Origin of the sequence: Dolichospermum sp. FACHB-1250, assembly GCF_014696335.1 — a bacterium.
GTDB lineage: Bacteria > Cyanobacteriota > Cyanobacteriia > Cyanobacteriales > Nostocaceae > Dolichospermum > Dolichospermum planctonicum.
Map to the genome: position 1 here is coordinate 1 of NZ_JACJPZ010000084.1, position 11,090 is coordinate 11,090.

The 11,090-nt window shown below is 39.3% G+C and carries 9 protein-coding genes; 8 read left to right on the top strand and 1 reads right to left on the bottom strand.

Annotated features, from left to right (window positions below; all coding sequences use genetic code 11):
- Window positions 1–229 precede the first annotated feature (229 nt).
- Both H6F39_RS19350 and H6F39_RS19355 read left to right on the top strand, forming a co-directional pair.
- Entirely contained in the window at window positions 230–1,189 is a 960-nt protein-coding gene (locus H6F39_RS19350) for an AEC family transporter (protein WP_137909611.1), read from the top strand.
- 191 nt (window positions 1,190–1,380) lie between these two features.
- Window positions 1,381–2,244, top strand: a complete 864-nt coding sequence (locus H6F39_RS19355) for a M23 family metallopeptidase (protein ID WP_190372353.1) — start codon at window positions 1,381–1,383, stop codon at window positions 2,242–2,244.
- Window positions 2,245–2,251: 7 nt separating this feature from the next.
- Here H6F39_RS19355 and H6F39_RS19360 read toward each other — a convergent pair whose 3' ends face one another.
- Window positions 2,252–2,956 (bottom strand): L,D-transpeptidase family protein, encoded by a 705-nt coding sequence (locus H6F39_RS19360; protein WP_190372369.1) that lies wholly within the window; start codon window positions 2,954–2,956, stop codon window positions 2,252–2,254.
- A 202-nt stretch (window positions 2,957–3,158) separates the two neighbouring features.
- Between H6F39_RS19360 and H6F39_RS19370 the strand changes: the two genes are divergently transcribed.
- The 6 genes from H6F39_RS19370 to leuS all read left to right on the top strand — a co-directional run bounded on the left by H6F39_RS19370 (window position 3,159) and on the right by leuS (window position 10,643).
- The gene (locus tag H6F39_RS19370; RefSeq protein WP_137909614.1) at window positions 3,159–3,815 is read left to right on the top strand and encodes a sigma-70 family RNA polymerase sigma factor; all 657 of its coding nucleotides are present in this window, start codon (window positions 3,159–3,161) and stop codon (window positions 3,813–3,815) included.
- Window positions 3,816–3,931: 116 nt separating this feature from the next.
- Window positions 3,932–4,381 carry an anti-sigma factor gene (locus H6F39_RS19375; RefSeq protein ID WP_190397250.1) on the top strand — a complete coding sequence of 150 codons (450 nt, stop codon included), beginning with the start codon at window positions 3,932–3,934 and terminating at the stop codon, window positions 4,379–4,381.
- A 210-nt stretch (window positions 4,382–4,591) separates the two neighbouring features.
- Window positions 4,592–5,053: a hypothetical protein gene (locus H6F39_RS19380; protein WP_236097198.1), complete on the top strand. Its 462-nt coding sequence runs from the start codon at window positions 4,592–4,594 to the stop codon at window positions 5,051–5,053.
- Complete coding sequence (locus tag H6F39_RS19385; RefSeq protein ID WP_190397247.1) at window positions 5,046–6,989, top strand: SUMF1/EgtB/PvdO family nonheme iron enzyme; 1,944 nt, start codon at window positions 5,046–5,048, stop codon at window positions 6,987–6,989. The genes H6F39_RS19380 and H6F39_RS19385 overlap by 8 nt, the downstream gene beginning before the upstream one ends.
- Before the next feature lie 59 nt (window positions 6,990–7,048).
- Window positions 7,049–7,936, top strand: coding sequence for a DUF3365 domain-containing protein (locus H6F39_RS19390; RefSeq protein ID WP_190397248.1), 888 nt, complete (start codon window positions 7,049–7,051; stop codon window positions 7,934–7,936).
- A 127-nt stretch (window positions 7,937–8,063) separates the two neighbouring features.
- Window positions 8,064–10,643, top strand: a complete 2,580-nt coding sequence (gene leuS, locus H6F39_RS19395) for a leucine--tRNA ligase (protein ID WP_190397249.1) — start codon at window positions 8,064–8,066, stop codon at window positions 10,641–10,643.
- Window positions 10,644–11,090 lie beyond the last annotated feature (447 nt).

Consider the following 11,090-nt stretch of genomic DNA (forward strand, 5'->3'; position numbering starts at 1 on the left):
CAGATTCGTTAATTTTTGCAATTAGGTTTTTTAGATGTTTTTTGAAAGTTTCAATATCATTTCTAAAAGGATTGATTTTGAGCAAGGCTTTATTTAATGATTCTCTGGGTTGTGTTTTATTTCCTATCATTAGTTTTAATCGTGATTTTTATCAGCAATGAGTATTGTAACTCATGATTTGCAACTATAATTACTCATACAGCGGGCAAAAATAACTAACCACTTGATCATGATTGAAACCCTATTCAAAGCTTATACTCCCCTATTTACTTGGATAGGGTTAGGTCTAATATTATCTCGATTTAGCTCCGATAAATTTGCCAAGTGGTTAGGACAGTCACTATACTGGGTAGGAGTGCCACTACAATTGTTAGTATTAGCACGTCATACTAATGCGGTAAATGGCGAATTAATACCATTTATAGGATTAGTAGTGTTACTACTAAGTTTAGTTTTAGCACTGTTGACTTGGTGGTTTTGGCAATTGTTTAATCAAATCAAGGCAGAGCAGAAAGGCGTAGAAGTATCTACATCTTTTAAAAAAGCGAGTTTAGGAAGTTTTATTTTGGCAACAATTTTAGGAAATACGGGTTTTGTTGGAATAACACTAACACAAGTGCTAACAGGACCAGAAAATAACGATTGGGCGGTATTATTTAGCGTCACAAATAATGTTGTTGGTACTTATGGAATTGCTGTCTTAATTGCCAGTTATTTTGGACAGAGAGCCACTGAAAATCATTGGTGGATACAATTACGAGATATAGCTACTGTTCCTAGTCTGTGGACGTTTTTCATTGGGTTAAATACCCAATTTGTGCAATTACCCGCAGTGATTGAGTCAGGTTTAGATCAGGCTGTGTGGGTGGTAATTGCTCTCGCTTTGTTGCTAGTTGGTTTGCGACTAGGAACAATAAAAGAATATCAAAATCTGGATATTGCCATTATAGCAAGTATTTTGAAAGTTTTGATTATTCCTTTATTAGTAGGATTAGGTGCGACTTATGCGGGTATGATTGGGGAACAGCGTTTAGTCTTGGTACTCATGTCAGGGACACCCACGGGACTTTCCGTACTGATTTTAGCGGAAGTTTACGACTTGGATCGGAATTTATTAGCCAGCAGCATTGCTTTAACCTTTATTGGTTTATTTTTAGTGCTACCTCTGTGGTTAATTTGGTTTGGCTAAATCTATAATTCAATATGATTCAGCGTAGTCTGGGTTGAGAAAACCCAATATAGGTGGTTAATTAACGGTTGGCTTTGACTGCTAAACCTCTCCCCGTTCACAGGAAGAACCTTAAATACTGTTGTTATCCTGTTTTTATTCTGTTTTTATTCTGTTTTTATTCTGTTAATCTTTTAATTTTGATTCTGACAATGAGCAACCGTGTTAAGATACTCTTGGGCATAATTACTGCCATTCCCATGGCTTTAGGCTTACCCGCAAAGGCTTTAGAAGTACAGATCATGCCTAAAAATCCCCAATTGGGAGATACAATTTCAGTATTAATTGAGGCGGATGATCAGAAAAGTCTTAGTAATCCTACGGTGACAGTTGGCGAAAAAAACTATCCAGCTTTTGAAATTGCACCCCGTCAATACCGTTCCTTTATTCCCACAACTCCCTTAGAAAAAGCTGGAGTGAGAACGATTAAAGTTTCCGAGGAGGGACAGGAACAAAAACTATCTATACAAGTGCGCGATCGCAAATTCCCAGTCCAACGCATCACTTTACCACCGGGTAAAGCTGGGGTTGGGGCGACCGAGTATGAACTCAAGCGAGTAGCCGAATTTAAAGCCCTCCAGACACCGGAAAAATACTGGAACGGTGTTTTTCTCACCCCCAACGCAGGGAGAACATCCACTAGATATGGTGTCCGTCGCTACTACAATGGTGTATTTGCGAATGATTACTACCATCGTGGACAGGATTACGCGGGAGCGGCAGGATCATCTGTCACAGCCCCTGCTGCGGGAAGAGTTGCTTTAGTGGGGACAGTATCCCAAGGCTTCCGGGTTCATGGTAACGTCATCGGCATTGATCATGGTCAGGGAGTAGTCAGTATTTTCATGCACCTGAGTCGTATAAATGTTCAAGAAGGTGATTTTGTCAAAGCTGGTCAAAAAATTGGTGCAGTAGGTTCAACTGGTGCATCTACTGGACCACACTTACACTGGGGTTTGTATGTAAACGGACAATCAATTGATCCATTACCGTGGAAATCCCAGGAAATTAAATGAACCTAATTCAATCACGGACTAATACAGGTGTATTTAAAGAAACTTGGCTATACAACATCCGTACATCAGGATTACGCATTCTCAGACAACCATGAGAAACAGCTGCTCCCACTAAATCAACATCTGGTGTACCATGAAAGCCAATTTCATTGCGGCCATCTGACCAAAAACCAATCCATCTATCCCCCAAAGGACTATTAGTACCACCGTCAAAGATAGCTCCTGTAATGGGATGTCGCCAAATGGGATGATGTTCCTTGTGGATAACTTGAAAATTGCCGGTGGGTGTTTCCCAACCCTTTTTACCAATAGCGATAGGGTAACTAGCTATTACCTCATCATATCGAGAGACATAAACACGGCGATCGCTTAAATCTACTACAACTTGGGTAGTGTCCGCCGCTGATACTGGTGGGCTTGTATTGTTAATTGTACCTGTAATACTAGCCAAACTTGACTGGGGTTGTTTCTGATCAGAATCTAAGTTAATTGTCCCAGCTTTTTGGGGAGAGGTAGGTACGGAAGCCGCAATTGCACTTGACCCAGTCACCAGTGAATCCTGCGGATAGACCCCTGTAGACCTGGAATAATTTAACTCCCCTGCTCCTGTTTTTCTTGTCGTTTGCAAGTGGACAGCTAGAGATAAAATTGCTGTACCAAAACAGAGAAACATGACCATACTCGCTAGAGATTCATTTCTTGCCATTGCTATCGCCTATTATTTCTCCCTGACATCTCCTGGGAACTAGTAACTGATGTGAATTTTACCAATTACCAATTACCAATTACCCATTACCCATTACCAATTACCCTATTTCCGTCTTTCAATTATAAACCCGTCACCCTTGGGGAACTTTTAATTAATTATCCAGTCAAATCGGGAAGAGTGATTTGATTTAAAGCCAATCCGATCCATGAGTCAATCCATTAGTGTATCCTGGTCAACAGTTGGTGCCACCTACCCAGCAGCATCGGTGCAAGTTGACAAACTCTCAAACCACGATCTTATTTTACGCTGTCAAGTCGGATTGCGTCCAGACCGTGCTGCCTTTGCAGAACTGCTACGCCGTCATCAAACCCAAGTTGATCGAGTTTTATATCATTTAGCCCCTGATTGGTCTGACAGAGCCGATTTAGCCCAAGAAGTTTGGATTCGTGTCTATAGAAATATTGGCCGATTACAAGAACCTACCAAGTTCCGGGGTTGGTTAAGTCGTATTGCCACTAATTTGTTTTATGATGAATTACGTAAACGTAAACGGGTGGCTAGTCCCCTCTCGCTAGATGCTCCCCGGAGTCTAGAAGATGGTGAAATGGATTGGGAAATTGCCGGTGATACACCAAGTCCAGATGAGCAAATGACTACTAGAGAATTTTATGAGCAGTTGCGAGAAGCGATCGCGGATTTACCTGAAGCTTTTCGGACTACTATTATCCTGAGAGAAATAGAAGGCCTCTCTTATGAAGAAATTGCCGAAGTTACCGGAGTTTCTCTAGGAACTGTGAAATCTAGAATAGCCAGAGCCAGATCTAGATTACAAACTCAATTACAAAGCTATCTAGATATATAATCTACATCATGTTTCCTCAATTCTCTGACAGAATTTAAGAAGTATTAACGACTGTCAGCGAAAATATATATTTTCTGCTACTGAGCAGCAAAAACGAATCAATGAGTAATATGGATATGCAAAAACGCGACTGTTTTGAGTTATTAAGTGCTTATCTGGATGGCGAAGTAACAGCTACTGAACGGAGGCAAGTCGAAGAGTGGTTATCAACGGATGCCTCCGTCAAGTGCTTATACAAGAGACTATTAAACCTTAGACAAGGGTTACAAAACATACCTGTTCCCCCAACTAATCAGTCATCGGAAACCACAATTGAGCAAGTATTGAAGCGTGTTAACCGACCCCAGGACTTGGCCTGGATGTTTGCTGGGGCGGCCTTAGCAGCTTGTATTCTGGGTACAGTTTCCAGTTTATTCCCCGGTAACTCATCCAGAATACTACAGGTGGCAGAAACGACAGAATTAACACCGACCATGACACAGCCAGCAACCTCTGATTCTTCTCTAATGGTAGCTTTAAACAAACCAGTCATGGAAATTCCGAAAACAGCAATAGCCCCCAAATAAAAGCTAGTTAATAACCTCAATTAAATAAATAATTTATATAAATAAACTATAAATAAACCACAACTGCTCCACCAGCCATCAAGTGGTATACTTAATTTTGGGCTTTTTCCTGTTTGTAATCATTTTTACTCCCACTAATACTCTATTTTACTGCCAATTCCATAAATTTGACAATATTGGCATAAGTTTACCTTAGAGTATGCTAAAACAGTGATCACTACTAAAATAGCCATTAAGACGACGCAAACAGGACATAATGGCACTGTGGAGGTAAATATGACCAATGATCGCACAATTCAGGTTACTTTTGCTGTTGATTACCCAGAATTAGACGATAACAGACGACAAAAAATAGCCGTTAATCTACTGCGGGAATTGCGAGATTTAGATGAAGTGGAGAAAGCATATCTTAGCGAAGATATGTACCCAGAACCAGGAAGCAAACCAGGATTTGCCACTTTAATCGGATTTATTACAGCTAAAGTCAATATACAAAATATTAAAGGTTTTTTCAGCTTTTTGAGCGATCGCTTGGGAGATAAACCCATAAAAGTTAGTGTCAAGGTCGGTGATAAAGAAGTCATTATCGAGGCTAAAAGCCGTCAAGAACTGCTAGAAAGCGAAAAAATAGCAAAAGACCTATTAGCTGCAATGGGTGGTGACAATGGCTAAAAAAATAGCACTGCTGATTGGAGTTAGCGAGTATGGTGAAAATATCCCACCCCTATCATCTGCGCTCAATGATGTAGAGGCTATGGAACGAGTTTTAAAAAATCCGAACTTAGGAAACTTTACACAGGTAGAAAAACTACTCAACCCTAATTCAGAAGTTATGAGAATAGCAATTCTCAATCTGTTTAAAAATGCAGAAAAAGAGGACTTATTATTATTCTTTTTTTCTGGACATGGGATGATTAATGACGATAATCATCTCTATTTAGCAACTTGCAATACGGCTAAAGATAATTTTGAAGCTACCGCTGTAGATGGAAATTTTATTCAAGCGCAGTCGAGAAATTGTTATTCTAAACGACAAGTTTTAATTTTAGATGCTTGTTACAGTGGTGCTTTTGCTAATGGTTGGCACACAAAAAGTCTTGGTGTAGATATCAAAAAACAATTAGGTGCAGAAGGACGAGTTGTGATGACATCTTCTGGTGCAACTCAAACTTCTTTTACACAAGAAGGTGCAACACTTTCACTCTATACTCAATATTTAGTTGAGGGAATTGAGACAGGTGCAGCAGATAATGATAGTGATGGTAAAATTCATATTCAAGAACTACACGCTTACGCTAAAGCAAAAGTCCAAGCTGTAAAACCTAATATGAAACCAGATATTATTCTGGATAAGGAAGGATATGATATTTTATTGGCTTATACTCCTAAAAATCCAGAAGTAGAGTATCGTAAATTAGTTGAAAAATATACTCAAAATGGTGAACTAAAAAAAGTTGCTATTTTAGTTCTAACAGAAAAACGGAAAACTTTGGGAATTACAGATGCAGTAGCCAAGGAAATAGAAAGAGAAGTTTTAGAACCTTTTCGGAGACGGTTAGTAAATTTAAAAAGTTACCAACAATATTTTGCAGAAGAAGTCGAGCAGAAATATCCTTTAAATGAACAAACTTTGAAGATATTAAAAGATTATCGCCAAGATGTTTTAGGTTTGAGAGATGAAGATGTAGCATCTATTGAGTTAGAAATTACATCTGGTAAAGAAGCAGAATATCAAAAACAGCGAGAAGCAGAAGCAGAAAAAAACAAATTTGGTTATCAGTTAAAAACTTTTGAGTTTGAAACCGCTGAGATAAGTTTAAAAAGTCAATTACTGGGTCTTGTAAGAAAACCGGAAATTAAATATATTCCTAAAAGTGGGAAGTATTTTACGGAAGACATAGGAAATGGTGTATTTCTAGAAATGGTAAATATTCCCGGAGGAACTTTCATAATGGGTTCTCCAGAAAATGAGGAAGGTTACGACAAATCTCAAAGTCCACAACATCAAGTTACAGTTTATGGGTTTTTCATGGGTAAATATCCAATCACACAAAAACAATGGCGAATTGTAGCGGCTTTACCCAAAGTAAACATTAATTTAGAACCTGAACCATCACAGTTTCAAGGTGAGAATTTACCTGTTGAGGGTCTATCATGGTATGAAGCCCAAGAATTTTGTGCCAGACTCTCGCAAAAAACAAATAAAGCCTATCGCTTACCTAGTGAAGCAGAATGGGAATATGCCTGTCGTGGAGGAACAACCACAGCATTCTATTTTGGGAAAACAATTTCCCCAGAATTAGCCAATTATGATAGTAAATATCAGGGAAAAACCACAGAAGTTGGAAAATTTCCCGCCAACCCTTTCGGTTTATATGATATGTGTGGCAATGTATGGGAATGGTGCGAAGACGGGTGGCATGAAGATTATATAAACGCCCCTGATGATGGTAGTGTGTGGCTAAATAATAGCAATAATAGACGAGTGCTGCGCGGAGGATCTTGGTTCATTCCTTCTGAAAATTGCCATTCCTCTTTTCGTTTTTATGCAGATGCCGGTTTTTGCGGTTGTAACCTGTTTGGTTTTCGTGTTGTATGGGGTGAATAATGAAAATATTGGCACTAATACCCAAAAATTTTAACCTCAGCAAGAAACTAACTACCCTCATGCTTGCAATTTTTCTGAGTGGGATTATTGTTAGCGGTGTGGTTTATTATAATATTCTGCTGGGAAATGCTGAAAATGAAGTAAATACACAAGCTAATTTACTGATTTCAACTGTGGACGCTATTCGGAAATATAACGCGGAGAGAGTGACTCCCTTATTAGAAAAGCAATCAGAAGAGAAAATGTTAATAGAAGCAATTCCTTCTGTTGCTATGGTCAAGGTATTTGATATTTTTACCAATGCTATTCAAGATAAGTATGGTGAATATCGTTATAGAAATGCGATGATTAACCCGACAAATATCAAGGATAAAGCTGACGAAAATGAGATCAAGATTATCGAGAAATTAAGCCAACAATATAAACCAAAGGGGAAAAATATAGCTGAAGGTTATCTCACCATGAATGGGGAAAACAAGCGCTATTTTTATACAGCCCGTCCTATCATAATTGAAAAGTCTCAAACTAGTTGCTTGAGTTGTCATACCAGTTTGGAAACATCTCCTCAATCATTACAGGCTTTATATAAACAAGGTGTATATACTGGTAATAACGGATTTGGCTGGGAATTAGATAAAGTTATCGGCACTAAAATTATTTACGTCCCTGCTGATAAAGTTGATAAAATTACCAAGCAAAATTTTCTGATCATTCTAGGAACTTTTATGGCGATTTTTGCTATATCCATATCGTTAGTCAACCTCTGGCTGAAACAACATATTGTTAGACCTCTTAATCAAATCACTCAAGTTGCAGAGGCCGTGAGTTTAGGCGACATGGATGCTAATTTTGAGAATGAATACAAGGATGAAATAGGTCGTTTAGCGGACGCATTCAGGCGTGTAAAAACGACCTTAGAAATTTCCATAAAAAGGCCGCGTTCCTAAATTGAGGTATCAACTTCGCTGAAATTAATTCTCAAAACTCTTACTTTTGCACTTCTGCGTGAGAAAAAATTATATCTAAATTATGCCACAATAGCGAGATTAGGTAACAGCATTAGGAGTTTTAATTGTGGAGTCCCCCCAAAAAACATCATACCAACCAGCCGCAATTGAGGAAAAATGGCAAAAAACATGGTTAGAACTTGGCTTAGACAAAACGCCTCAAGACCAAAATAAGCCAAAATTCTACGCGCTTTCCATGTTCCCTTATCCCTCCGGTAGCTTGCACATGGGTCACGTCCGTAACTACACAATTACAGACGTAATCGCTCGCCTCAAACGGATGCAAGGGTATCGTGTATTACATCCAATGGGTTGGGATGCCTTCGGACTACCCGCAGAGAACGCCGCCATTGATAGAGGTGTACCCCCTGCCAAATGGACATATCAAAATATTGCCCAAATGCGGCAACAATTACAACGTCTGGGTTTATCCTTAGATTGGGAATGTGAAGTTGCTACCTGTTCTCCTGATTACTACAAGTGGACACAGTGGATTTTTCTGCAATTTTTAGAAGCTGGTTTAGCTTATCAAAGAGAAGCGGCAGTTAATTGGGATCCCATTGATCAAACTGTATTAGCAAACGAACAAGTTGATAATGAAGGACGTTCTTGGCGTAGTGGAGCAATAGTAGAACGTAAATTATTGCGTCAATGGTTTTTCAAAATTACCGACTACGCAGAAGAATTATTAAATGATTTAGATAAACTCACAGGTTGGCCAGAACGAGTTAAATTAATGCAAGCCAACTGGATAGGAAAATCCACCGGTGCTTATTTAGAATTTCCGATTGTCGGCTTAGATGAAAAAATCGCCGTTTATACCACCCGTCCCGACACCGTTTATGGCGTGAGTTACGTCGTTTTAGCCCCAGAACACCCCTTAACTCAAGTGGTGACAACTTCAGACCAAAAAGCAGCGGTGGCAGCCTTTATCAAGGAAGTCAGCAACCAAAGTGAGTTAGAACGGACTGCGGAAGACAAACCTAAACGGGGTATTCCCACGGGGGGTAAAGTTATTAACCCCTTTACCGGGGAAGAAGTACCGATTTGGATTGCAGATTATGTACTCTATGAATATGGTACAGGTGCGGTAATGGGTGTACCAGCCCATGATGTGCGAGATTTCAAATTTGCCAAAGAACAGAATTTAGCAATTAAAGTGGTGATTGTCCCGGAAATTGGTGCAGAGGAAACTTTAAAATCAGCCTATACAGAAGCGGGCATTTTAGTTAATTCTGGTGACTTCAATGGGATGAATTCTATAGATGCAAAAAAGGCCATTATTGAATTTGCCGAACAACAAAACTTTGGTAAATTAAGAGTACAATATCGCCTCAGAGATTGGTTGATTTCTCGACAACGTTATTGGGGCGCACCTATCCCTGTGATTCATTGTCCCGAATGTGGAATTGTCCCCGTACCAGAAAAAGATTTACCTGTACAATTACCAGAAGAAATTGCATTAAGTGGCCGTGGTGGTTCACCTTTAGCACAATTAGAAAGTTGGGTAAATGTCACCTGTCCAACTTGCGGTACTCCTGCGAAACGGGAAACCGATACAATGGATACTTTTATTGATTCTTCTTGGTATTTCTTGCGTTATTCTGATGCCAAAAATGAAGAAAAGATTTTTGATTCTGGTAAAGTAAATGATTGGATGCCAGTAGATCAATATGTAGGGGGAATTGAACACGCAATTTTACATTTATTGTATTCGCGTTTCTTCACTAAAGTATTGAGAGATAGAGGTTTATTTAACTTTGATGAACCATTTCAAAAGTTATTAACTCAGGGCATGGTACAGGGTTTAACTTACATGAACCCGAAAAAAGGTGGTAAGGATAAATGGATTCCTTCGCATTTAGTTGATGCTAATAATCCTGTAGATCCGCAAACTGGCGAACCTTTACAAAAGCTATATGCTACCATGTCCAAATCAAAAGGTAATGGTGTTGCGCCGGAAGATGTGATTAATAAATATGGTATTGATACAGCGCGAATGTTCATTTTATTTAAAGCACCTCCAGAGAAAGATTTAGAATGGGATGAGGCTGATGTTGAGGGACAATTTCGCTTTTTAAATCGGGTTTGGCGGTTGGTTACAGATTACGCATCTGCGGGAGTTTGTCAGCAAAAAGCAGAAGTTGATAAGTTAAATAAAGCGGAAAAAGATTTACGTCGCTTCATTCATATTGCTATTCAAGCAATTACCGAAGATGTGCAGGATGAATATCAATTTAATACGGCTATTTCGGAATTGATGAAGTTAAGTAATGCGTTAACTGATGCTGATTGTCATAATTCCCCAGTTTATGGGGAAGGGATGCAAACTTTGGTGATTATGTTAGCGCCTTTTGCACCACATATTGGTGATGAATTATGGCAATTATTAGGGCATAAAAATTCTGTCCATACCCAACCTTGGCCAAGTTTTGATCCTGCGGCTTTGATAGTTGATGAAATTACTTTGGTAATTCAAATTATGGGTAAAACTCGCGGTTCTATTCAAGTTCCTGCAAAAGCTGATCAAGCAGAGTTGGAAAAATATGCGCGGGAGTCAGAGGTGGCACAGCGTTATCTTGAAGGAAAGGAAGTTAAAAAGGTGATTGTTGTTCCTGGTAAGTTGGTGAATTTCGTTTTGGGTTAGGTTTTTGGTTTGTAGGTTGGGTAGAACGAAGTGAAACCCAACTGAGGTACACCTTATGCGGGCAAGATGCCCGCACCACAAGAGTTTTATCATTACTGTACTTCATAATACCGGAAACTACTGAGGTACACCTTATGCGGGCAAGATGCCCGCACCACAAGAGTTTTATCATTACTGTACTTCATAATACCGGAAACTACTGAGGTACACCTTATGCGGGCAAGATGCCCGCACCACAAGAGTTTTATCATTACTGTACTTCATAATACCGGAAACTACTGAGGTACACCTTATGCGGGCAAGATGCCCGCACCACAAGAGTTTTATCATTACTGTACTTCATAATACCGGAAACTACTGAGGTACACCTTATGCGGGCAAGATGCCCGCACCACAAGAGTTTTATCATTACTGTACTTCATAATACCGGAAACTACTGAGGTACAC